The 21,684-nt window shown below is 62.2% G+C and carries 23 protein-coding genes; 11 read left to right on the top strand and 12 right to left on the bottom strand.

Going from position 1 to position 21,684, the window contains the following annotated elements; all coding sequences use genetic code 11:
• Positions 1–2 precede the first annotated feature (2 nt).
• Entirely contained in the window at positions 3–872 is an 870-nt protein-coding gene (locus tag ACIN8IBEIGE_RS05920) for a DUF692 family multinuclear iron-containing protein (protein ID WP_160013829.1), read from the top strand.
• Complete coding sequence (locus tag ACIN8IBEIGE_RS05915) at positions 869–1,600, top strand: putative DNA-binding domain-containing protein (RefSeq protein ID WP_160013828.1); 732 nt, start codon at positions 869–871, stop codon at positions 1,598–1,600. The genes ACIN8IBEIGE_RS05920 and ACIN8IBEIGE_RS05915 overlap by 4 nt, the downstream gene beginning before the upstream one ends.
• Before the next feature lie 164 nt (positions 1,601–1,764).
• On the opposite strand, the gene ACIN8IBEIGE_RS05910 is transcribed toward ACIN8IBEIGE_RS05915, so the two are convergent.
• Positions 1,765–2,022, bottom strand: a complete 258-nt coding sequence (locus tag ACIN8IBEIGE_RS05910) for a hypothetical protein (protein WP_160013827.1) — start codon at positions 2,020–2,022, stop codon at positions 1,765–1,767.
• Positions 2,023–2,661: 639 nt separating this feature from the next.
• On the opposite strand from ACIN8IBEIGE_RS05910, the gene ACIN8IBEIGE_RS05905 reads away from it, so the two are divergent.
• Together ACIN8IBEIGE_RS05905 and ACIN8IBEIGE_RS05900 are read left to right on the top strand one after the other, a co-directional pair.
• Positions 2,662–3,231: a TetR/AcrR family transcriptional regulator gene (locus ACIN8IBEIGE_RS05905; protein ID WP_160013826.1), complete on the top strand. Its 570-nt coding sequence runs from the start codon at positions 2,662–2,664 to the stop codon at positions 3,229–3,231.
• Positions 3,232–3,292: 61 nt separating this feature from the next.
• Positions 3,293–3,769 carry a nuclear transport factor 2 family protein gene (locus ACIN8IBEIGE_RS05900; protein WP_160013825.1) on the top strand — a complete coding sequence of 159 codons (477 nt, stop codon included), beginning with the start codon at positions 3,293–3,295 and terminating at the stop codon, positions 3,767–3,769.
• A gap of 92 nt (positions 3,770–3,861) precedes the next feature.
• Here the strand turns inward: ACIN8IBEIGE_RS05900 and ACIN8IBEIGE_RS05895 are convergent, their stop codons facing one another.
• Positions 3,862–4,542: a GntR family transcriptional regulator gene (locus ACIN8IBEIGE_RS05895; RefSeq protein WP_256665039.1), complete on the bottom strand. Its 681-nt coding sequence runs from the start codon at positions 4,540–4,542 to the stop codon at positions 3,862–3,864.
• Positions 4,543–4,611: 69 nt separating this feature from the next.
• Positions 4,612–5,559 (bottom strand): LysR family transcriptional regulator, encoded by a 948-nt coding sequence (locus ACIN8IBEIGE_RS05890; protein ID WP_160013823.1) that lies wholly within the window; start codon positions 5,557–5,559, stop codon positions 4,612–4,614.
• Positions 5,560–5,748: 189 nt separating this feature from the next.
• Between ACIN8IBEIGE_RS05890 and ACIN8IBEIGE_RS05885 the strand changes: the two genes are divergently transcribed.
• From ACIN8IBEIGE_RS05885 to glsB, 5 genes are all read left to right on the top strand, one after another.
• On the top strand, positions 5,749–7,164 hold the full coding sequence (locus ACIN8IBEIGE_RS05885) for an acetyl-CoA carboxylase biotin carboxylase subunit (RefSeq protein WP_160013822.1): 1,416 nt from the start codon (positions 5,749–5,751) through the stop codon (positions 7,162–7,164).
• Positions 7,165–7,180: 16 nt separating this feature from the next.
• Positions 7,181–8,989, top strand: coding sequence for a sodium-extruding oxaloacetate decarboxylase subunit alpha (gene oadA / locus ACIN8IBEIGE_RS05880; protein WP_160013821.1), 1,809 nt, complete (start codon positions 7,181–7,183; stop codon positions 8,987–8,989).
• Positions 8,990–9,310: 321 nt separating this feature from the next.
• The gene (locus ACIN8IBEIGE_RS05875; protein WP_160013820.1) at positions 9,311–10,252 is read left to right on the top strand and encodes a sodium-dependent bicarbonate transport family permease; all 942 of its coding nucleotides are present in this window, start codon (positions 9,311–9,313) and stop codon (positions 10,250–10,252) included.
• A gap of 1 nt (position 10,253) precedes the next feature.
• The gene (locus ACIN8IBEIGE_RS05870; RefSeq protein WP_090377816.1) at positions 10,254–10,556 is read left to right on the top strand and encodes a DUF3240 family protein; all 303 of its coding nucleotides are present in this window, start codon (positions 10,254–10,256) and stop codon (positions 10,554–10,556) included.
• A gap of 215 nt (positions 10,557–10,771) precedes the next feature.
• On the top strand, positions 10,772–11,680 hold the full coding sequence (gene glsB / locus ACIN8IBEIGE_RS05865) for a glutaminase B (protein ID WP_160013819.1): 909 nt from the start codon (positions 10,772–10,774) through the stop codon (positions 11,678–11,680).
• Positions 11,681–11,759: 79 nt separating this feature from the next.
• On the opposite strand, the gene ACIN8IBEIGE_RS05860 is transcribed toward glsB, so the two are convergent.
• From ACIN8IBEIGE_RS05860 to ACIN8IBEIGE_RS05835, 6 genes are all read right to left on the bottom strand, one after another.
• The gene (locus tag ACIN8IBEIGE_RS05860; RefSeq protein ID WP_160013818.1) at positions 11,760–12,098 is read right to left on the bottom strand and encodes a hypothetical protein; all 339 of its coding nucleotides are present in this window, start codon (positions 12,096–12,098) and stop codon (positions 11,760–11,762) included.
• A gap of 130 nt (positions 12,099–12,228) precedes the next feature.
• On the bottom strand, positions 12,229–13,584 hold the full coding sequence (locus tag ACIN8IBEIGE_RS05855) for an 8-oxoguanine deaminase (RefSeq protein WP_160013817.1): 1,356 nt from the start codon (positions 13,582–13,584) through the stop codon (positions 12,229–12,231).
• Between the two features lie 169 nt (positions 13,585–13,753).
• The gene (locus tag ACIN8IBEIGE_RS05850) at positions 13,754–14,209 is read right to left on the bottom strand and encodes a GNAT family N-acetyltransferase (RefSeq protein ID WP_178124334.1); all 456 of its coding nucleotides are present in this window, start codon (positions 14,207–14,209) and stop codon (positions 13,754–13,756) included.
• 88 nt (positions 14,210–14,297) lie between these two features.
• The gene (locus ACIN8IBEIGE_RS05845) at positions 14,298–14,693 is read right to left on the bottom strand and encodes a hypothetical protein (RefSeq protein ID WP_160013816.1); all 396 of its coding nucleotides are present in this window, start codon (positions 14,691–14,693) and stop codon (positions 14,298–14,300) included.
• Positions 14,694–14,794: 101 nt separating this feature from the next.
• Entirely contained in the window at positions 14,795–15,781 is a 987-nt protein-coding gene (locus tag ACIN8IBEIGE_RS05840; protein ID WP_160013815.1) for an asparaginase, read from the bottom strand.
• Between the two features lie 88 nt (positions 15,782–15,869).
• Positions 15,870–17,312: a sodium:alanine symporter family protein gene (locus tag ACIN8IBEIGE_RS05835; RefSeq protein WP_090377789.1), complete on the bottom strand. Its 1,443-nt coding sequence runs from the start codon at positions 17,310–17,312 to the stop codon at positions 15,870–15,872.
• Positions 17,313–17,464: 152 nt separating this feature from the next.
• On the opposite strand from ACIN8IBEIGE_RS05835, the gene ACIN8IBEIGE_RS05830 reads away from it, so the two are divergent.
• Complete coding sequence (locus ACIN8IBEIGE_RS05830) at positions 17,465–18,283, top strand: helix-turn-helix transcriptional regulator (RefSeq protein WP_160013814.1); 819 nt, start codon at positions 17,465–17,467, stop codon at positions 18,281–18,283.
• Positions 18,284–18,292: 9 nt separating this feature from the next.
• Here the strand turns inward: ACIN8IBEIGE_RS05830 and ACIN8IBEIGE_RS05825 are convergent, their stop codons facing one another.
• The 3 genes from ACIN8IBEIGE_RS05825 to ACIN8IBEIGE_RS05815 are packed head-to-tail and all read right to left on the bottom strand — an operon-like array spanning position 18,293 to position 20,080.
• Positions 18,293–18,973, bottom strand: a complete 681-nt coding sequence (locus ACIN8IBEIGE_RS05825; RefSeq protein WP_160013813.1) for a GNAT family N-acetyltransferase — start codon at positions 18,971–18,973, stop codon at positions 18,293–18,295.
• A 14-nt stretch (positions 18,974–18,987) separates the two neighbouring features.
• Positions 18,988–19,431, bottom strand: coding sequence for a GNAT family N-acetyltransferase (locus ACIN8IBEIGE_RS05820; protein ID WP_160013812.1), 444 nt, complete (start codon positions 19,429–19,431; stop codon positions 18,988–18,990).
• Between the two features lie 16 nt (positions 19,432–19,447).
• On the bottom strand, positions 19,448–20,080 hold the full coding sequence (locus tag ACIN8IBEIGE_RS05815; RefSeq protein WP_160013811.1) for an FMN-binding negative transcriptional regulator: 633 nt from the start codon (positions 20,078–20,080) through the stop codon (positions 19,448–19,450).
• Positions 20,081–20,183: 103 nt separating this feature from the next.
• Here ACIN8IBEIGE_RS05815 and ACIN8IBEIGE_RS05810 point away from each other — a divergent pair, with 103 nt between their 5' ends.
• On the top strand, positions 20,184–21,665 hold the full coding sequence (locus ACIN8IBEIGE_RS05810) for a PLP-dependent aminotransferase family protein (RefSeq protein WP_178124333.1): 1,482 nt from the start codon (positions 20,184–20,186) through the stop codon (positions 21,663–21,665).
• Positions 21,666–21,684: the final 19 nt, after the last annotated feature.

Genomic DNA, 21,684 nt, shown 5'->3' with positions numbered 1-21,684 from the left:
CCATGAATAGTCTTGCGCTGCGTGGCGGGGCCGGTGTGGCGTTCAAACCGGTGCATTTCGATGCTCTGCTGGCCAACCCCGAGCGCGTCGACTTTATCGAGGTACATGCGGAAAACTATTTCGGCGAGGGCGGCCTGCTGCATGCGCAACTCGCGGAGCTATGCCGGCACCTGCCGCTGTCGGTGCATGGCGTGGGGCTTTCGCTGGGCGGCGTTGACCCGCTGGATGCAGTGCATCTGCAACGCCTGCGCCGGCTGTGCGAGCGCTACGAACCCCAGCTGGTGTCTGAGCACCTGGCCTGGTCCGGGAATGCCGGCCAGTATCTGGGCGATCTGCTGCCACTGGCTTACAACGCGCCCACGCTGCAGCGGGTGAGTTCGCGAATACAGCAGGTACAGGAGGCCCTGGGCCGTACCATCCTGATCGAGAATCCGGCCGTTTACCTGCGCCTGGATGAGTCCGACATGAGCGAAGTGGAGTTTCTCCGTCAGCTCTGTCGGGATACCGACTGCGGCCTGCTGCTGGACCTCAATAACCTGCTGGTCAGCTGCCATAACTGCGGCGGCAGTCCGGACAGTTACCTCAAAGCCTTACCGCCTGAACGAGTAGGGGAGCTGCACCTGGCCGGCTACACCCGTATACCGATCGGCGACGGCACGCTGCTGATCGACGATCACGCCAGTGCAGTGGCCGATGACACCTGGGCTTTATATGTGCAGTGGCTGCTGCAGGCCGGCCCACGCCCTAGTCTGATCGAATGGGACCGCGAGTTGCCCGCCTGGGGCACCCTGGCAGCCGAAGTCGATTGCGCTCGTGCTCTGCAGCAAAGTCCCTATATGCCGCCCTGTGCCTCCCGAGAGAAACTCGCATGACGCCCATTGCACTGGAAGAATTTTCCCAGGCAGTGCATAACGCCGATGCCGTGCCACTGCATCTGGGCGAGTGTGGTGAGGGTGCCTTTGCCCAGCGTTTTGCCATTTACCGCAACAACGTCCGAGTCTCCCGCACGGAGGCCCTGCGTCAGGGCTTTCCGGTGTTGGCGCAGTTGCTCGGGGCGGACTATTTCACCGCACTGGCGGCGGTGTTTATCCAGCAGCATCCACCACGCTCGGCCGCGCTGCATGAGTATGGGGCTGAGCTGGCCAACTATATCGCCCGCTTTCAGCCCTTGAGTGCGCTCGGTTATCTGGCCGACATTGCCCGTCTGGAATGGGCCCGACTGTGTGCCTTCCATGCGCCAGATACGCCTGTACTGAATATTGCGGAGATGGACTTGGCGACCCTGACCGACAGACTCGGACAGCCCCTGCGCTGGCATTCCTCGGTGACACTGCTGCGCTCGGATCATCCGTTGTACCGTTTGTGGGCCAGTCAGCAAGGGGGCACACCAGCACCTACCGCCCAGGACTGGCCGGCGGAAAATGTACTGGTTTGGCGGCATGGGTTATTGCTGCGCACCGAGCCGCTCGATGCGGTGAGCTGTGAGCTGCTGCAGATGGCTACCCAGCCAAACCGCTTGCTTGCCACGCTGGCCGAACATCCGGAGTGGCTTAGCCGGCTGATACAGCTGTTGCACTGGCAGGTGTTCTTGGCCGAATGAGTTGATCACGGATTTTGCTGGAGAGCAGGTCCGGTCGCGCGCAGACGAGCAGACCTTCTATGAGTGATAGTGGGGAGATGGCTGTCGTTTCAGACCTGAAATTGATCCCATAAGTAAAAAGCCCCTGAGCGGATTTCCGCTCAGGGGCTTGTGGTTGGCCAGGCTCAGGCTTTGCGTATCAGTCGTACGCGGTCGGCACCACCTTCAGCCACATCAATATGACGTTCAAGCCAGTAGCGGCGGCTGCGTTCGCTGCCATCTTCGGCCAGTTTTTGCAATTTATTGACGCTGGTATGAGGTGGGGTGTGCTGCAGGCGCTCACTGCCGTCGGCCGCAAAAGACTGGCCGCTGCCGAGGTTTACGAGGCTGCCGAACAGCAAGGCCGTGGCGAAGAGTCGATGCTTGCGATGAAGGTTATGCATGATGAGTTCCTCAGGTAGGGTGCCGTTATCGGCAGTGAGGAAAGTCTCTCAGCTCTAGTTGTTTGCAAGAATAGATGCTTTTTGAACTTTACTATTGCTAAAAATGGAATTAATGAACAGCCACCAAGATGTTGCAGATTACAAATTCAGCTCTGCAGATGAGCGGCAGGTTTAAGTGACTCTGTTTTGCACACATGAACGCGTAGATTCACGACGAAAACTCGGCCGGTCGGTAGTCGGCTGTCTCGCTTGGATACGGGCTTTACAGGCACTGATTTCTGACGCATCAGGCGACTGCTTATGGCCGATTACTGCCGGTGACGACGGGCAGCCATCAGCCAACTAAGCGGACGTTCGGAGCGGTGGAGTAACGCAACTTCCTCCCCGCTTGGCCTTAGCTGATCCGAACGAACACCCGTCGGTCGCTCACGCTAGATCGCTTTCTCATGGGGTTCGATGAAGAAATCGCAGCCAGATCCCAAGCCTGGCCCGAATCTGCAGCACCTATAGACCAATTTAGGGTCGCGCCCCATTAGCTATCCGCCTACCTCCGTTCACCTGGGGCTTCGAATGATGCTTGATTATGGAGAACGATCGTTCTACCTTGGGTGCGTACACAAACAGCTATTGGCCCGCCCCATGAACAAAGCGACTGCAGATACCCGAGAAAAAATCCTAGCGACCGCCGAGCAACTGATTTATCAGAACGGGATTCATGCCACAGGCATGGACCTGTTGGTGAAGACTTCAGGTGTCGCCCGGAAAAGTATTTATCGCTACTTCATGACCAAAGACGATATGGCAGAGGCGGTTTTGAAGGCGCGCGATGTACGTTGGATGTACTGGTTCAGGACTGAATGCGACAAGGTGGATACTCCCCAGGGTCGCATCCTGAATATGTTCACTGTGCTCAAGGGTTGGTTCGAGTCGGAAGGGTTTCGTGGTTGTGCGTTCATCAATACGGCAGGTGAAGTGGGCGACCCCAATGACCCCATTCGCCAGCTCGCCAAACTGCACAAGCAGAAGCTACTCGATTACATACTCGAATTGACCGAGCAGTTGAATATCGAGCAACCGCGCGCGCTCGGCAAACAGTTGCTGGTACTCGTGGAGGGCGCAATCACCATGGCCCGCGTGATGGGTGATTACAGCTCCGCCGATAGCGCAAGGGACGTTGCGCAGTTGCTGCTGGAACAGGCCTCGCAATAAGGGCCTGAGTTTTAAAAGCGCTAACTCAACTTATCTATCCAACTTACCTGGAGGCACTATCATGTCCAATGCCCAAACTCGCCCGCCATTTCCTCCTTTCACTCGTGAAACTGCGATTGAGAAAGTGCGGCTCGCTGAAGATGGCTGGAACAGCCGCGATGCCGAGAAGGTCGCGCTCGCCTATACGCTGGACACCAAATGGCGTAATCGTGCCGAGTTCGCTACCAACCGTGAGGAAGCCAAAGGTTTCCTCGCGCGCAAATGGAAGAAAGAGCTGGATTATCGGCTGATCAAAGAACTCTGGGCCTTTACCGACAACCGTATTGCCGTGCGTTATGCCTACGAATGGCATGATGACTCAGGTAACTGGTTTCGCTCTTACGGCAACGAAAACTGGGAATTTGAAGCAGATGGTTTGATGCAACGCCGGTTCGCCTGTATCAATGACATGCCTATCAAGGAAAGCGAGCGCAAGTTCCACTGGCCGCTGGGGCGTCGTCCTGATGACCACCCAGGCCTGACAGAGTTGGGTCTGTAAAACACCTACCCCCCCGGATCTTTTGGCCGTTTGCTGCCCGTCACCCTTCTCGGACCCAAGACAAGCCTGTCCGCCTGTAATGTGCTCCCGGCTCAGCCTGGCGTTAGCCGGTTGGGCAGGTGTGCATAGAGGGTCTGGCATACGCCATTGATATGCTCGGCGATCAGCGTGGAGGCGCGGTCGGCATCCCCGGCGCGGCAGGCGGCGATGATCTCGCGGTGCTCCTGATCGGCGCGCTGTTTGCCCTCGGACAGGCTCATCTGCATGCGCAGGTAGCGCTCCAGCTTGTCGTGAATAGAGCGGATCAGGTTGAGCAGGAAGGGCCGCTGCGCCGGCTCGTAGAGGCAGGCGTGCAATTGCCAGTTGAGTTCGGCCCAGCGGCCGACATTGTCCTCGCCGAGAAAGGCGGCGCAGATGCGCTCGGCTTCGCCGAAGGTGGCCTCGTTCATGTTCGGTACGGCCAGGCGAATGGCTTGCACTTCCAGCAGCACCCGCACCTCGAACATCTGCGCCAGTTCCGGCTCGGAGATGCGCGTCACCACCGCGCCCTTGTTGCGCTGAAACAGCACCAGGCCTTCGGCTTCCAGGCGTTTGAGCGCCTCGCGCACGGGGATCTTGCTTACGTTGAACAGCTTGGCGATATCGTCCTGGCGAATCGGCTCGTCCTCGGCGAAGTGCCCGGAGACTATGGCCTCGCGCAGGTGGGTGGCGATTACCTCCGAGGCGGTCGGGGTAATGCCGAGGTTGGGCGCATTGAACTTGGGTAGGGGCACGCTGGTGTACCGGGCGGCTGGACGGGCGCGAATATCATATACGCAATTCCCTGCCGGCATGGCAGGGGCTTATCGCCCCGCCGGCTCGACGAAACGCTCAGCCAGGGCATTGATCAGGCTGCGCTGATCGCGCACGAAGGCGAAAAACGCCTGCGCCACCGGTGACAGGTATTTGCTGCGCGGGTGCACCAGGCACCAGCTGCGCAGCAGCGGCAGCTCGGCCACTGGCAGCTCGCGCAGGGCGCCGCATTCCAGTTCGCGGCGCACCGCGTGACGCGGCAGCAAAGCCAGGCCAAGGCCGGCGATCACCCCTTCGCATTGGCCTTCCATGGAGCCGACTTCCAGGGTCTGGGCGAAGTGCGCACGTTTCTGATGGCAATACTCCTCGCAGGCCTGACGTGTGCCGGAGCCGGCTTCGCGGATCAGCAGCGGAGAGGCGGTGAGGTCCTGCAGGCTCAGCGGCCCCTGCGTGCACAGCGGGTGATCGGGCGGTGCCACGGCGATGATCGGGTTATTAAGGAAGGGCAGAAACTCCAGATTCATATCCGTCGGCACGCGCGACATGATTAGCAGGTCATCGCGGTTGGCGTTCAGGCGCTTGAGCGCCTGGGTGTGATTGGTGACCACCAGCTGTAAGTTGACTTCCGGGTATTGCTGACGAAAAGCGGCGAACAGGTGAGGAACGAAGTACTTGGCGCTGGACTCGATGGCCAGGCTCAGTTGTCCCTGCAGTGAGCCTTGCAGGTCGGCCAGCTGCATGTCGAGGCTCTCCAGGCGGCCGAAAATATCCGCACTGGCGCGTTGCAGCGTTTCAGCAGCCTCGGTCAGGTAGAGCTTTTTGCCAACATAGTCGAACAGCGGCTGGCCGATCAGCTCCTCCAGCTGACGAATCTGCAGGCTGACCGCTGGCTGGGTCAGGGCCATTTCCTCTGCTGCGCGGCTGTAGGAGAGGTGGCTGCACACCGAGCGAAACACCTGAATCTGACGAAATGTCATACGTAACAAAGACTTACGCACGATAAGTACCTGTGTTGAGGAGACGTTCAGGCTCAACTATAAGCTTTATCTAATGACTAACCCAATAATTATTGATTTTGGTTAATCGCCAAGCCGGCGTAGCGTGAGTGCCTGACCGCTTCAGCTGCTGCGGTCACACGTCGACCGTTTTTGTCGGTTGCCTGCTCACGTGATCGAGGATGCTGGCTCGTGATCAAGAAAATTCTGATAGCCAACCGCGGTGAGATTGCCGTGCGTATCGTGCGGGCCTGTGCCGAAATGGGCATTCGTTCGGTCGCAGTGTATTCCGATGCCGATCGTCAGGCGCTGCACGTCAAGCGTGCGGACGAGGCCCACGGCATTGGTGCCGATCCGCTGGCCGGTTATCTGAACCCGCGCAAACTGGTCAATCTGGCGGTGGAAACCGGCTGTGATGCGCTGCATCCCGGTTATGGCTTTCTCTCGGAAAACGCCGAACTGGCGGACATCTGCGCCGAACGTGGAATCAAGTTTATCGGCCCGAGCGCGGAAGTGATCCGCCGCATGGGCGACAAGACCGAAGCACGGCGCAGCATGATCAAGGCTGGCGTGCCGGTCACCCCAGGCACTGAAGGCAACGTGGCCGATATCGCCGAGGCGCTGAGCGAGGGTGATCGCATCGGTTACCCGGTGATGCTCAAGGCCACTTCCGGTGGTGGCGGTCGTGGTATTCGTCGCTGCAACAGCCGTGAGGAACTGGAGCAGGCGTTCCCGCGGGTGATCTCCGAGGCGACCAAGGCCTTCGGCCGTGCCGAGGTGTTTCTCGAGAAGTGCATCGTCAACCCCAAGCATATCGAGGCACAGATCCTTGGCGACAGCTTCGGTAATGTGGTGCACCTGTTCGAGCGCGACTGCTCGATCCAGCGGCGTAACCAGAAGCTCATTGAAATCGCCCCCAGTCCGCAGCTGACCCCTGAGCAGCGCGCCTATATCGGTGACCTCGCCGTGCGCGCCGCCAAGGCGGTGGGTTACGAGAACGCCGGCACCGTGGAGTTCCTGCTCGCCGAGGGCGAGGTGTACTTCATGGAGATGAACACCCGGGTGCAGGTGGAGCACACCATCACCGAAGAAATCACCGGCATCGATATCGTCCGCGAGCAGATCCGCATTGCTTCGGGCCTGGAGCTGTCGATCAAGCAGGAAGACATTATCCACCGTGGCTATGCCCTGCAGTTCCGCATCAACGCCGAAGACCCGAAGAACAACTTCCTGCCCTCGTTCGGCAAGATCACCCGCTACTACGCCCCCGGTGGCCCCGGCGTGCGCACCGACACGGCGATCTACACCGGCTACACCATTCCGCCGTATTACGACTCCATGTGCCTGAAGCTGATCGTCTGGGCGCTGACCTGGGAAGAAGCAATGGATCGCGGCCTGCGTGCGCTGGACGACATGCGCGTACAGGGGGTGAAGACCACCGCCGCCTACTACCAGGAAATCCTGCGTAACCCGGAGTTCCGCAGCGGTCAGTTCAACACCAGTTTCGTCGAGGCGCACCCGGAGCTGACCGAGTACTCGATCAAGCGCAACCCGTCGCACCTGGCCATCGCCATCGCCACCGCCATTGCTGCCCACGCCGGCCTGTAGGGGAAGGAATCAGATCATGAGTAAAAAAATTACCGTCACCGATACCATCCTGCGTGATGCCCACCAGTCGATCATCGCCACGCGCATGCGCCTGGACGACATGTTGCCGATCTGCGCCAAGCTCGATCAGGTCGGTTACTGGTCGCTGGAAGTCTGGGGCGGGGCGACCTTTGATTCCTGCGTGCGCTTCCTCAAGGAAGACCCGTGGGAGCGTCTGCGCAAGCTCAAGGCAGGTTTGCCCAACACCCGCCTGCAGATGCTGTTGCGTGGGCAGAACCTGCTTGGTTATCGCCACTACAGCGACGACGTGGTACGCGCTTTTGTGGCCAAGGCGGCGGTCAATGGCGTCGACGTGTTCCGCATCTTCGATGCGATGAACGACGTGCGTAACCTGCGCGTTTCCATCGAGGCGGTGAAGGCTGCAGGCAAGCACGCCCAGGGCACCATCGCCTACACCACCAGCCCGGTGCACACCGTCGAAGCGTTCGTGAAGCAGGCCAAGGCGATGCAGGCAATGGGCATCGACTCCATCGCGATCAAGGACATGGCCGGTTTGCTGACGCCCTACGCCACCGCCGATCTGGTGCGCGCGTTGAAGGCGGACGTCGACCTGCCGGTGTTTATCCACAGCCACGACACCGCCGGCATGGGCTCGATGTGCCAGCTCAAGGCCATCGAAGCCGGTGCCGACCATATCGACACTGCCATCTCCAGCTTCGCCTGGGGCACCAGCCATCCCGGCACCGAGTCGATGGTCGCCGCGCTCAAGGGTAGCGAGTTTGACACCGGTCTGGACCTGGCACTGATCCAGGAGATCGGCCTGTACTTCCATGCCGTGCGCAAGAAGTACCACCAGTTCGAAAGCGAATTCACTGCCGTGGACACCCGCGTGCAGGTCAACCAGGTGCCGGGCGGGATGATGTCCAACCTGGCCAACCAGTTGAAAGAGCAGGGCGCGCTGAGCCGCATCAACGAAGTGTTTGCGGAAATTCCACGGGTGCGTGAAGACCTCGGTTTCCCGCCGCTGGTCACCCCGACCTCGCAGATCGTCGGCACCCAGGCGGTATTCAACGTGCTCGCTGGCGAGCGCTACAAGACCATCACCAACGAGGTGAAGCTCTACCTGCAGGGCCGTTATGGGCTGGCACCGGGCAAGGTCAACGAGCAGCTGCGCAAGCAGGCGATTGGCAGCGAAGACGTGATTGAAGTGCGCCCGGCCGATCTGCTCAAGCCGGAAATGGCCAAGCTGCGCGAAGAGATCGGCAGCCTGGCGCAATCCGAAGAAGACGTACTGACCTACGCCATGTTCCCGGATATTGGGCGCAAGTTCCTCGAAGAACGTGCGGCCGGCACCCTGACCCCGGAAGTGCTGCTGCCGATCCCGGAAGCCGGCGGCGTGGCCCCGGCCGGTGGCGAAGGCGTGCCGACCGAGTTCGTCGTCGATGTGCATGGCGAAAGCTACCGCGTCGACATCACCGGCGTTGGTGTGAAGAGCGATGGCAAGCGCCACTTCTACCTGTCCATCGACGGTATGCCGGAAGAAGTGGTGTTCGAGCCGCTGAACGATTTTGTTGCGGGTGCCGGCGGCAAGCGCAAGCAGGCCAGTGCGCCGGGCGATGTCAGCACCAGCATGCCGGGCAATATCGTCGATGTGCTGGTCAAGGTCGGCGACACGGTTAAAGCCGGTCAGGCAGTGCTGATCAGCGAAGCGATGAAGATGGAAACCGAAGTGCAGGCGCCGATTGCCGGCACCGTGAAGGCGGTGCACGTGGCCAAGGGCGACCGGGTCAACCCGGGTGATGTACTGGTGGAAATCGAAGGTTAACCTCGGAAGCCCCGGCTGTTTGAACAGGCATTTGAATGGCTTTTTTGGGGCTTCTTTTTACACCGCCGGCGTGGCTCATTCGCTGCGCCGGCAAGGGTTTTGGGCCAAGTGCATAGGTACTTGTTGCCTGAGTCCCCTAGGAGCCTTACGGCTCCTTTTTTTCGGTTATGCCCCGCTGCGCAGGGGCCTGCTGTTCTCAGCAGGAAACTGGGCAAAACTGCGGGTATCAGCACAACGCGTGGTGGGGGCATGACCTTTTATTCGAGCAGGTGGTGACGCGGCAGGCGTCTCAATAGCAGTTCAATACGGGAGCAATGCGCGGTGAGTCTGGATCCTGTGGTGCTGTTCTTTGTCTTCGGTCTGTTGGCCGGTCTGCTGAAAAGCGAACTGAAACTGCCGCCGGCGTTGTATGAAACGCTATCGATCATTCTGCTGCTGGCGATTGGTCTGCACGGCGGCGTGGAGCTGGCCGAGCAGGCCAGCTGGCAGTTGCTCGGCCAGGCGGCCTGGGTGCTGGGTCTGGGCGTGGCGTTGCCGTTGCTGGCCTTTGCCGTGCTGCGTGGCCTGGGTTTCGATCGGGTCAACGCTGCGGCGGTGGCGGCGCACTATGGCTCGGTCAGCGCCGGTACCTTCGCCGTGGTAGTGGCCTACATGCTGGCCAAAGGCATCGAGTTCGAAAGCTATATGCCGCTGTTTGTCGCCATTCTGGAAATCCCGGCGATTCTGGTCGGCATCCTGTTGGCCAAGGGTATTGCTCGCGATACCGATTGGGGCGAGCTGGGCCGGGAAATTTTCCTCGGCAAGAGCATCATGCTGCTGCTTGGAGGCCTGATCATCGGTGCGATTGCCGGCAAGGAAGCGATCAAACCGCTGGAGCCGTTCTACACCAGCATGTTCAAGCCGGTGCTGGCGCTGTTTCTGCTGGAGATGGGCCTGATCGCTTCCGGTCAGCTTGGCTCGCTCAGGCAGTTTGGTCTGCGGCTGCTCGGTTTTGCCCTGCTGATGCCGTTGTGCGGTGCGTTGATCGGCGCGCTGCTTGGCCGCTTTATGGGCCTGAGCCTGGGCGGCACCGCCGTGCTGGCTACACTGGCGGCGTCGGCGTCCTACATTGCCGTGCCGGCGGCCTTGCGTCTGGCCTTGCCTGAGGCCAACCCGTCGCTGTCGCTGACGGCGTCGCTGGGTATCACCTTTCCCTTCAATATCATCGTCGGCATCCCGTTGTACCTGATGCTGGCCGAACAGCTGATGGCCTGGGGGCTCTGAAATGGACGCGCATATCCGCACCCTGCTTACCGTGATCTGCGAAGCGGCGCTGGAGAAGAAGCTGGTGGCTGACCTGGAGCAGCTCGGCGCACCAGGCTGGACCATCTCCGATGCCCGTGGCCGGGGTGGGCGCGGCGTGCGCAGCGCCGGCTGGGACACCGAAGGCAATATCCGCGTGGAAATCATTTGCACCCGCGATGTTGCCGAGCGTATTGCTGGCCATCTGCAGGCGCGTTACTACGCCAATTTCGCCATGGTCTGCTACCTGGCCCAGGTGGAAGTGCTGCGCGCGGAAAAGTTCTAGCGGACGCGCGGCGGTAAGCCGCGGCTTTGTGGGTGGATGACGCGTTATCCATCCACCAAACTGCGACGGTGGAAGAGAAAAGCGTCATCCACCCTACGAGCCCTAGACAGAGAATTCAGGCATCCGGGAAGCCATTGCGGTGTGATCCGCTGTGCCGGGTGGGCGTCTACCTGCCATCGTCCGAGGCGCGCTCGGACCTTGTGGCGAGCCTGAACATGCAAGCGCTGTTGAATGAAATTCTCGATCAAGTCCGTCCGCTGATCGGCCAGGGCAAGGTGGCCGATTACATCCCGGCGCTGGCCGATGTGCCGGCCAACCAGCTGGGCATTGCGGTGTACAGCAACGACGGCGAGCTTTATTGCGCCGGTGATGCACACACGCCGTTCTCCGTGCAGAGCATTTCCAAGGTGTTCAGCCTGGTGCAGGCCATCGAGCATTCCGGCGAGGATATCTGGCAGCGTCTGGGCCATGAGCCGTCCGGCCAGCCGTTCAATTCGCTGGTGCAGCTGGAGTTCGAGCGGGGCAAACCGCGCAATCCGTTTATCAATGCCGGCGCCCTGGTGATCTGCGATATCAACCAGTCGCGCTTTGCCGCGCCGGTGCTGTCGATGCGCGACTTCGTGCGTCGATTGGCCGGCAACCCCGAGGTGCTGGTGGATAACCGGGTGGCCGAGTCGGAGTACCAGCACCGTGCGCGCAACGCGGCTGCCGCCTATCTGATGCAATCTTTCGGCAATTTCCACAACGATGTGGAAGCGGTGCTACGCAGCTACTTCAGCTACTGCGCGCTGCGCATGAGCTGTGTCGACCTGGCGCGGGCCTTCTGCTTTCTGGCCAACGATGGCTTCTGCAAGCACAGCGGTCAGCAGATCCTCAGCGCGCGGCAGAGCAAGCAGGTCAACGCGATCATGGCTACCAGCGGTCTGTATGACGAAGCCGGTAATTTCGCCTACCGCGTCGGTCTGCCGGGCAAGAGCGGTGTCGGTGGCGGCATCGTCGCCGTGGTGCCGGGGCGTTTCAGCGTGTGCGTGTGGTCACCGGAGCTGAACGCCGCTGGCAACTCCCTGGCCGGAATCAAGGCGCTGGAACTGCTTAGCGAGCGGATTGGCTGGTCGGTGTTTTGACGAGCACGTAGGAGCGGGCTATGCCCGCGATCGCCTTTCGTGGGCATAGGCTAGGCGCCCCCGCCGCTCCTGCAACTGATCAATCGGCCATTGGTTCCGCCGATTCGTCGGGTGCGGGGGCCTCTTCCTCGGTCTTTTTACAGATGCCATTGCCACCCTGTTTACCGGTGTAGGAGACCATCGGCGAGCCGTCGGCCTTCAGGCTGATAGAGAGGGTTATTCCCTCACCCTTGGCCTCGAAGAACTGCTCGCTGAGCTTGTGCAGAACAAGCGGCTTGTCGTTGACATACACCGGGCCACCGGCCTCGGCGCGCACGCTCAGGTCGCTTGGGCACGTGACCTCAAAGGCCGGCAGGTTGGCGGCATGGGCCATGCCGCTGGCGGTTAACAGGGCAATCAGGGTTGGCAGTCTGTTCATGCTGTGGCTCCAGGCAGGGCGACGGGCTAGGCCGCCACTGTTAGCGGCGGCCGGAATAATCAACTAAGCAGCCGCCTGTGGCCTTGTCCAACTGCTGTGGGATTTGCCCGATCAACTGCCGGGCCCACTATCAGCCGGCGATCAGCTCCTTGGCCGCCTGACGGTGATCGGCGATCAGCTTGGCCACGTCGAGGCCTTCGATCTGCCCGTCAATCACCCGCCACTGGCCGCCGATCATCATCCGGTCGGCCTTGTCGGCGCCGCACAGCAGCAGCGCGGAAATCGGGTCGTGGCTGCCGGAGAAGCGCAGCTCGTCCAGTTTGAAGAAGGCCAGGTCGGCCTGCTTGCCCACGGCCAGTTCGCCAATATCGCTGCGCCCCAGCAGCTTGGCCGAGCCCTTGCTGGCCCAGCCCAACACCAGTTCCGGGGTGATCTTTTCGGCACCGTAGCGCAGGCGCTGGATATACAGGGCTTGGCGCGCTTCGAGGATCATGTTCGAGGCATCGTTGGAGGCCGAGCCGTCCACGCCGATGCCGATCGGCGCGCCCGCAGCTTCCAGGTCGAGGGTCGGGCAGATGCCCGAGGCCAGGCGCATGTTCGAGCTTGGGCAATGGCAGATGCCGGTGCCGGCTGCACCCAGGCGGGCGATCTCATCCGGGTTGAAGTGGATGCCGTGGGCCAGCCAGGTGCGCGGGCCGAGCCAGCCGACGCTGTCCAGATAATCCACGGTGCGCAGACCAAAGCGCTGCAGGCAGAAGTCCTCTTCGTCGAGGGTTTCCGCCAGGTGGGTGTGCAGGCGCACGTCCAGCTCCTCGGCCAGTTCGGCGCTCTGGCGCATGATTTCCTGGGTCACCGAGAACGGCGAGCAGGGCGCCAGGGCGATCTGCACCTGGGCGCCGTCGCCGCGCTGGTGGTAGTCATGGATCAGCCGTTGGCTGTCGGCCAGGATCACTTCACCCTCCTGCACGGTCTGCTGCGGCGGCAGGCCGCCATCGGCTTCGCCCAGGCTCATGGAACCGCGGGTGAGCATGGCGCGCATGCCCAGTTCGCGCACGGCTTCGACCTGCACGTCGATGGCGTTTTCCAGGCCGCCGGGGAACAGGTAATGGTGATCCGCCGCCGTGCTGCAACCGGACAGCAGCAGTTCGGCCAGGGCCACTTTACTGGCCAGGGCGAGTTTCTCGGGCGTCAGGCGTGCCCACACCGGGTAGAGGGTTTTCAGCCAGGGGAACAACGGCTGGTTGACCACAGGGCCCCAGGCGCGGGTGAGGGTCTGATAGAAGTGGTGGTGGGTGTTGATCAGGCCCGGCAGCACCACATGCTCGCGGGCATCGAAGGTGCGGTTGCACGGCTGCGACGGCTGTTGGCCGGCCTTGAGCAGCTCGACGATTACACCGTCTTCAATCACCAGGCCGCCGGCGGCGTCAAGGGTGTTGGCAGTAAAGATGGCGAGGGGGTTTTTGATCCAGATACGTGTAGCAGCCATTGAGTTGGCTCCTCTGAAGTTGGGTTCAGGTTAGCCAGCTCAGTGTTTACCCTGTCTGCTGATCCAGGTGCGCGGCCGGCGCAGGTGGCCGGGCGTGGCGCAGAAGATAGCGCCGTAATCTGCCTGCGACAAGCCCGTCGGGCGAATTTTCTGACCAGAAGGTCAGCGTTTAGAACAGCTTGCGGTACTGGATAAATCCCGAGCGCTCGGCGATGCGCTCATACAGCAGCATGGCCTTGCTGTTGCTCTCGTGGGTCAGCCAGTAGGTGCGCGAGCAGCCGTGGGCCTTGGCTTCGCGGTAAACATGCTCGATCAGCTGACGGCCGGCACCGCTGCTGCGGATGTCCTTGGCGATAAACAGATCCTGCAGGTAGCAGTAGTCGCCGCTGGTCCAGGTCGAGCGGTGGTAGATCCAGTGCACCAGGCCAATCGCCTGACCGTCATGCCAGGCCAGCGCGGCGTGCATCGGCTCGGCCGCGTCAAGGAAGCGCTGCCAGGTGATGTCGCTGGTCGCGGCGGCAATCTCGGTCATATAGAAGCGTTGATAGCCCTGCCACAGCGGGAGCCAGGCAGCATGGTCGGTGCTGGTGATCGGACGGATCTCGACGGGAATGCGCACGGGCATGGCGGCAACCTCCTTGGCGTCATTAGCTGGGTTACAGGTGTTGCAAACAGGGTAGATGGTTTGACCCTGTTTGCCGCCATTCAGTCCATTAGTGTGTGGCGCGGTAGTCCTTGATCAGGCTGACCAGGTCTTCACGCGAGCATTCGGCCGGCAGGTGGCTGCTCAGGTCATAGCAGCGCTGACCGAAGCCCATGGGCCAGTAGATGATGCTGTAGGGCGGCCAGAAGATCGACACCACGCGAAAGCGTGTACGCAGCTTGCCTTCGGACAAGGTTTCACCGGTGGCACTGGTTAGCCGATACGGCACGCCAGCGGTGCGGTTCCAGAAGAACGGGCGGGTTTTCACCAGGCCTTGCGGGTGCTGTTCGGTGCGTTGGTTGACGCTGATGGTGCTGTGCTCCGGCAGCTTGAACCAGGCCTTGGTGGAGCAGCCGGTGATGGTCAGCGCGAGCAGCAGAAACGTGGCGAGGCGAAGCGACGACATGCAGAACGTCCTTGTAGGTCGGATGGTTGATGGTCTGTAGGTTGGCGAGCGGGCTCGCCGGGGGCGCGACTATAGCTGCTTGCACGTCGGCAAGCAGCTACTTATTCGGCCCGTTCACCACACAGATCCACGGCAAACCAGCGCTCCACCTCGGCCTGATTCAGGCCCGCGCCAAGCAAGGCGAACAGCTTGCCCAGCGCCGCTTCGCGGGTCATGCCGCCGGCGGAAATCAGCCCGGCGCTGGCCAGTTGGCTGCCGGCGGCATACACGCCGAATTCGACATGGCCGTGCGGGCACTGGCTGATTGCGGCCAGCACCACGCCACGTTCATGGGCGGCCTTGAGTACGTCGAGCAGTTCGGTGTCGGCAGCCGGGCCCGTGCCGCTGCCGTAGCACTCCAGCAGCAGGCCTTGCACGCCGCTGTCGAGCAGGGCGCGCAGGTGGCTGGCCTGGATACCGGGATAGAACGGCTGCACGGCCAGATTGACCGGCTGACGCGGCTGGCGGTAGTCGATGCTCGGCGGAATGCCCTCGGCACGTAGGCTCTGGCGCTGGCGCGGTAGCACGTGAAAGGCATCGAAGGCATCGCTGCGCAGCTTGCTGACCCGCGCACCATGCAGCAGCTCACCGTTGAAATACAGGTGCACGCCCGGCGTGACGCCGGCCTGCAGCGCGCGCATGGCGCCGAACAGGTTGCCCCAGGCATCGCTGCCCTCGGCACCCGCCGGCAGCATCGAGCCGCTGAGAATCACTGGTACGGGCAAACCCAACAGCAGAAAGCTCAGGGCGGCAGCGCTGTAGGCCAGGGTATCGGTGCCGTGCAGCAGCAGCACGCCGTCGCAGCCGTCCTGCTCTATAGCGGCGCGAATCGCCGCGACCATCGCCAGCCAGTTGCTCTGGTTCATATTGGCGCTGTCGATTGGCGGCAGCAGCTCGCGGAAGATCCATTGCGGCAGTGGCTGGGACTCCAGCGCTTGCTGGCGGTGCAGGCGTTCATCGAAGCCGGACGCTGGGGCCAGGCCGGCGGCGCTCATTTGCATACCGATGGTGCCACCGGTGTAGAGCACCAGAAGATTGCTACAACCCATCAGGGGTCTCCGTACTTTCATTGTTCTTATAAGAAAACAGGGGGCCAAGCCCCCTGTTTATTACAGCTGATGCAGCATTAGCAGGGACTTAGCGCTGATGCACGCTGTTGCCAATTTCCGCATGGTTGGCCGGGGCGTTTTGCGCCGCGTTAGGCCATGCAGCTGGGTCGAGGTCCAGATCAGCGAAGTTCTTCGCATCGAACACTGGCGACTCTACACCCGCCTTGATCTGGCTGTCGTAGTCGCGCATCAGGCGCAGACCAACCTTGAACAGCAACGCCAGGGCAACCAGGTTGCAGATGGCCAGCAGGCCCATGGTCACGTCGGCAAAGGCGAACACCGTACCCAGATCCTGTACCGAACCCCAGAGTACCAGAGCCACCACCAGCAGGCGGTAGACCACCACTGGGCCACGCTTCTTGCTGAAGAAGCCCAGGGCGTTTTCACCCAGGTAGTAGTTGTAGATCAGGGTGGTGAAGACAAACAGCAGCAGCGCGACGGTGACGAACACCCGGCCCCACTCACCGACCACGCTGGCGACGGCAGTCTGGGTCAGTACGACGCCGGCCATCTCGGTGCCTGGCTGATACACGCCCGACAGCAGGATGATCAGCGCGGTGCAACTGCACAGGATGATGGTGTCGATAAATACGCTGAGCGACTGCACGATGCCCTGGGCGGCCGGGTGCTTGACCTCGGCCACAGCGGCGACGTTCGGTGCACTACCCAGACCGGCTTCGTTGGAGAACAGGCCGCGTTTAACACCCATCAGAATGGCCGCGCCGATACCGCCGGCAAAGGCAGGCTCCAGACCGAAAGCGCTCTTGAAAATCAGCGCCAGAGTGGCCGGGATAGCGTCGACGTTGCTGCCGATCACGAACAGCGCCATGGCGATGTAGGAGAAGGCCATCACCGGCACCAGTACGTCGGCGAACTTGGCGATGCGCTTGATGCCGCCGAAGATGATCAGGCCGATCACTACGGTGAGGATCAGGCCGCTGACATAGGTCGGCAGGCCGAAGGTGTCATGCATCGAACTGGCCACGGTGTAGGACTGCACGGCGTTGAAGCCGAAGCCGAAGGTCACCAGCAGCAGGATCGACACCACAATGCCCAACCAGCGCTGGCCGAGGCCGTGCTGGATGTAGAAGGCCGGGCCACCGCGGTAGGTGCCGTCGTCTTCACGGCGCTTGTACAGCTGCGCCAGGGAACATTCGAAGTAGCTGGTGGCCATACCGACCAGGGCTACGACCCACATCCAGAAGATCGCGCCCGGGCCACCGAGCATGATCGCCACCGAGACACCGGCGATGTTGCCGGCACCGACGCGGCCGGCTACCGACAGCATCAGCGCCTGGAACGAGCTGAGCTGGCCAGGCTGGCGCTGGAAGGCTTCGGCGAAGATGCGGAACATGCTGCCGAAGTAACGGAACTGGACGAAACGCGAGGCGAGGGTGAAGTACAGACCCAGGCCGATCAGCATCACGATCAGGAGCTTGCTCCAGATCAGGTCGTTGAGAATATCGAGCATGGCAGTGAGGTCTCTCTTGTTGTTTTGTGAAGGAAATATGGGCGGGGCCGAATGGTTGAGCAGACGCGCGCGCGGTGCAATTTCGCGGGTGGCGGCGAACTGATGCGAGTTGATGCTAGAATCGCGCCGCTCGCATCACCAGGAAAACTGCCATGCCCGACCATCTAGGGCCCAATCTAAAGCTGTTGTGCGGCCATTACCGGTCGATCGCCGAGGTTTGCCGCAAGCTCGCGATCAATCGCGCCCAGTTCAACAAATACCTGAGCGGACAGAGCCGACCAACGGCCTATAACCTCAAGCGCATCTGCGACTTTTTCGGCGTCGAAGCTTACGAGCTGAGCCTGCCGGCCGAGCAATTTGCCGACCTGATTGGCGCGCGCACGCCAGGCCAGGATGCAGGTGCGCGCAGCGACGCGCTGATGGAACTGCTCAAGCCGCTGCGCGCGCATGCCGGCAACCTGTCGCGCTACTGCGGCTACTACTTCGAATACTCCAACTGCATGTCGGTGCCGGGCACCGTGCTGTTATCGCTGGTGCATCTGTGGGAGGAGGACGGTGACTTTCTCTTCGAGCGCCAGGAGCGTCAGGAGCGCTCCGCCAGCGCTGATGTGCAGGGCGAAGACTGGGTTCGTTGCCGTTACCTGGGCGCCGCTTTCCAGCTGCAGGACCGGCTGTTTCTGATGGACTATGAATCGCTGACCCTCAACGAGATGAGCCAGACCATCCTGATTCCCAGCTACAAGAGCCGCATCACCCGGCTTAACGGCCTGAAAACCGGGGTTTCCAGCGGTGATCGGCGCAGCCCCGCCTGCACCCGCGTGGTCTGGGAATACCTGGGCACCGAAATCAACCGCATCAGCGCCTACCGCCAGGTGCGCTTGTACCGCCCGGATGATCCGCGAATTGATGATGATGTGCGCCGGCGCCTGTCGGTAACCCCGCTGAAGAACGGCCTGTTCGAGATCGAGTAGGCCGCGGTGCTATGACCGCAGGTCCTCTAGGCGCTGTTTCTGCTGGCCGTCGGCGCTGAAGTTGTCCGCCGCCAGCCAGCGTCGGAACGCCGCCTCGCAGCCTGGCCACTCGCTGTCGAGGATGGCAAACCAGGCGGTGTCGCGGTTACGCCCTTTGACCACCATATGCTGACGAAACAGCCCTTCATAGCTGAAACCCAGACGTTTGGCCGCGCGCATCGAGCGGGCATTTTCGGCGTTGCACTTCCATTCCAGGCGGCGATAGCCAAGTGTGCCGAGCGCCAGCTTGGCCAGCAGGTACACCGCCTCGGTCGACGCCGGGCTGCGCTGCATGGCACGGCCAAAAGCGATATGGCCGATCTCGATACAGCCATCCTTGGCTGCAATACGCAGATAGCTCAACAGGCCGACCGCGCGCTGCTGGCGCAGGTCGATCACGCTGAAGAACAGTGGATCGCGACTGGCGGCATGGCCGCTCAGCCAGGTATCGAACGCGGTGCGTTCGCTGAATGGACCATAGGGCAGGTACTCCCAAAGCAGCGGGTCGCTATCCGGGCCTTGCAACGCCTGCCACAGATCGTCGCCATGGCGTGCCGGGTCGAGCGGTTCGAGGCGTACATACTGGCCGTCCAGGGGTTTATGGGCCGGGGTGGGCACGGGCTGCCAGTTGTGTAGCGGTTGCTGGGGCATGCGGCGGCTCCTGTTCAGAACTGTTTGCGGTATTGGATAAAGCCCGAGCGCTCGGCGATGCGGTCGTAGAGCTGGCGGCCTGGGTAGTTGGTCTCCTGGGTCAGCCAGTGCACGCGGCTGCTGCCGGACGCCTGGGCCTGAGCATAGACATGCTCGATCAGCAGGCGGCCGATGCCGCCGCCGCGTTGATCGGCGCCGACAAACAGATCCTGCAAGTAACAGCTGTGTTCCACCGACCAATTAGTGCGGTGGAAGATCCACTGCACCAGCCCCACGGGCTGACCGTCGCGCCAGGCGAGGGCGGCATGGGTCGGCTCGCTCGGGTCGAGAAAGCGCTGCCAGGTCATGGCGCTGACCTCGCTGGGCAGCTCGCTCTGGTAGAAGTGCAGATAGCCCTGCCACAGCGGCCACCAGGCTGCGTGATCAGCAGGGCTGACGGGGCGGATTTCGATGCTCATAACGGTCTTCCTTGGGTTAGTGATCAGTACTGATGTGCGCGGCCAGCTCGCGGTCGCGCGGGTCATGGCTGGCGTGCAGGCCCTCGCGTACGCCGGCCTGGTCGGCCTGGCTGCGGTTCTGCCCGAGCTTCCATTTGCCCTCCAGGCGTTCGATGGGCAGGGCGAAACCGACGATGGCGCGCAGCATGCTGTCGATGTACTCGCGCGGTGCATCGCTGACTGCCCATGGCTGCGGGCGCTCGGCTTCATGCAGTGCGCCGAGGCGGCTGACCAGCTGCAGCAGGCGCTCGGCGTCATCGAATACTTCAGCGCGGCCATGGGCCTGCACGCTGATGTAGTTCCAGGTCGGCACCACCTTGCCGTGCTCGGCCTTGGCGGCATACCAGGACGGGCTGATATAGGCCTCCGCACCTTGAAAGATCACCAGCGCCGGGCTGCCGTCTACCAGGTCGCGCCACTGTGGATTCGCTCGGGCGAAGTGGCCGTACAGCGTGCCGTAGGGGCCTTCATCGGTCTCCAGCAACAACGGTAGATGGCTGGCGAACAAGCCGTTTGCGCCATGGCTGACCAATGTCGGCAGGCGCGTGGCGCGTATCTGCTGATGCAGTGTGGCGAGGTCGTCCTGGCGAAAGGCGGCGGGCGTGTACATGGCTGCTTCTCCGAAACGGGACCTGAACTGATGGAGCCATGCTAGGCCGCAGATTGGTCTGTTGTAAGATCCATTTTCTGCGACTTTTATGGAGCCAATCGGTATGACCATTTCGCTCGCCGCGCCGCTGCCGGTCGATCTGTCCGGCATCCGGCTCGATCCGCAGCAGGGCCTGGCGCGTCAGCTGTATCAGGCGCTGCGTGAGCGCATCCTCGATGGTCGTCTGCAGCGCCGCACGCGCCTGCCGGCCAGTCGCGACCTGGCGAACCTGCTGGGCATTTCGCGCAACACCGTGACCCGCGCCTTTGATCAGCTGTATGCCGAGGGCTATATCGAGGGGCGCGTCGGTGCCGGCACTTATGTGGCCGAGTTGAGCGCGGCGACGCGGCCGGTGCCCGCGCCCCAGGCGCAGCCGAGCGATGCTCCGCAGAGTGCGGCGCTGCAGCTGTTGCAGACGCACCATCTGAACCCGCCATTGAGCGGAGCACCACGGGCTTTTCGCGTCGGTGTGCCGGCCTTTGATCTGTTTCCCTTCGAGACCTGGGCGCGGTTGTCCGCGCGTTTCTGGCGCAAGCCATCGCCGGCCCGCCTGGGCTATGGCGACCCGGCGGGCGACTGGCAGCTGCGCGAGTTGATCGCCGCCTACCTGCGCAACAGTCGCGGCCTGCACTGCGATCCGGCGCAGATCGTCGTCACCAATGGCGCGCAGCAGGCCATCAGCCTGTGCGCGCAACTGCTGGTCACGCCGGGCGCACGGGTGGCCGTGGAAAACCCCGGCTACCGTGCCGCCGGCCATGCGCTGGCGATTGCCGGGGCGCAGCTGTGTGGCGTGGCAGTGGATGGCGAAGGCTTGGATGTTCCGGCACTGACGCAGCTTGAGGACTGTAGGCTGGTCTATGTCACGCCCTCGCACCAATACCCGACCGGCGTCACCCTGTCGTTGGCGCGGCGTCTGCAGTTATTGGAATGGGCCGAACGGCATAACGGCCTGATTATCGAGGACGACTACGACGGCGAGTACCGCTACAGCGGCACGCCGCTGGCGCCCCTGGCGGCGCTCGATCGCCAGGGCCGCGTGCTCTATGTCGGCACCTTCTGCAAGATCGCCTTTCCGGCGCTGCGCCTGGGCTACCTGGTATTGCCACCGGCGTTGGCCGAAGCCTTTGCCCAGCGTCGCGCGCTGGATATGCGCCATTCGGAAATCGGCACCCAGGCGGTGATGGCCGAATTTATCGCCGCCGGGCACTTTCAGCGGCATATCCGCCGCATGCGCACGGCCGCCCGCAGTCGCCGCGATGCGCTGTTGGCCGGCTGGCCGGATTCGGTGCCAGGCTGTGCGCCGCTGCCGGTGGTGGAAGCGGGGCTGCACCTGTGCGTGCGGGTAAGCAGCCTGGCCCGCGAGCGCGAGCTGATCAGCGCCGCCGAGCGGGTTGGTGTGGAGATGACAGGGTTAAGCAGTTATTGGCTGCCCGACAGCCGCACGCCGGAAGATCAGCGCGCCGGGCTGGTGCTGGGGTTTGCTGCGGTGCCCGAAGCGCAGATCGATGAGGCATTGACCGCGTTGCGTCGCGCCTGGCTGCTATAGCGGCCAGGCGCGGTTGGCT

Origin of the sequence: Pseudomonas sp. 8BK, assembly GCF_902506475.1 — a bacterium.
In the GTDB taxonomy this organism is placed as follows: domain Bacteria; phylum Pseudomonadota; class Gammaproteobacteria; order Pseudomonadales; family Pseudomonadaceae; genus Aquipseudomonas; species Aquipseudomonas anguilliseptica.
The sequence above is the reverse complement of the archived record's forward strand: the minus strand, read 5'-3'. Positions and strand labels throughout refer to the sequence as shown.